At 49.8% G+C, this 737-nt stretch carries 2 rRNA genes; both read right to left on the bottom strand.

The annotated features are described in order from the left end of the window. Positions 1-163: 163 nt before the first annotated feature. A 5S ribosomal RNA gene (rrf, locus tag LMF89_RS25425) occupies positions 164-279 on the bottom strand. Between the two features lie 79 nt (positions 280-358). After that, positions 359-737: ribosomal RNA gene (locus tag LMF89_RS25420) — 23S ribosomal RNA — on the bottom strand; the annotation flags it as partial.

Below are 737 nucleotides of genomic sequence, written 5' to 3'. Positions count from 1 at the left end.
CTCATGTTGCGGAAGAAATCAACAACCTTCTTTAAAGAATCAACCAAACGCCGTCATGGCGCCTTTCTCCGGTATCGGGTTACCCTAAAAAGTGTCGCTTGCAGTTATTCTTTTATGGTGAAAAACACAAAAAAGAACAGCCCTATTGAGCTGTTCTTCGATTGCCTGGCAGCGTCCTACTCTCACAGGGGGAAACCCCCAACTACCATCGGCGCTGAGAAGCTTAACTTCCGTGTTCGGTATGGGAACGGGTGTGGCCTTCTCGCTATCGCCGCCAGACTATTTGGTTTGAGGTTTGTTCCCTCAAAACTGGATAATGTATTTAGAAGGTAAAGAAGAAAGAGTATCACATTTAAAATTGGTTAAGTCCTCGATCGATTAGTATCAGTCAGCTCCACACGTCACCGCGCTTCCACCTCTGACCTATCAACCTGATCATCTTTCAGGGATCTTACTAGCTTACGCTATGGGAAATCTCATCTTGAGGGGGGCTTCATGCTTAGATGCTTTCAGCACTTATCCCGTCCGCACATAGCTACCCAGCGATGCTCTTGGCAGAACAACTGGTACACCAGCGGTGCGTCCATCCCGGTCCTCTCGTACTAAGGACAGCTCCTCTCAAATTTCCTGCGCCCACGACGGATAGGGACCGAACTGTCTCACGACGTTCTGAACCCAGCTCGCGTACCGCTTTAATGGGCGAACAGCCCAACCCTTGGGACCGACTACAGCCCCAG

The sequence above is a fragment of the Pelosinus baikalensis genome, assembly GCF_020819555.1.
GTDB lineage: Bacteria > Bacillota > Negativicutes > DSM-13327 > DSM-13327 > Pelosinus > Pelosinus baikalensis.
This window is presented reverse-complemented; position numbering and strand designations above follow the sequence as displayed.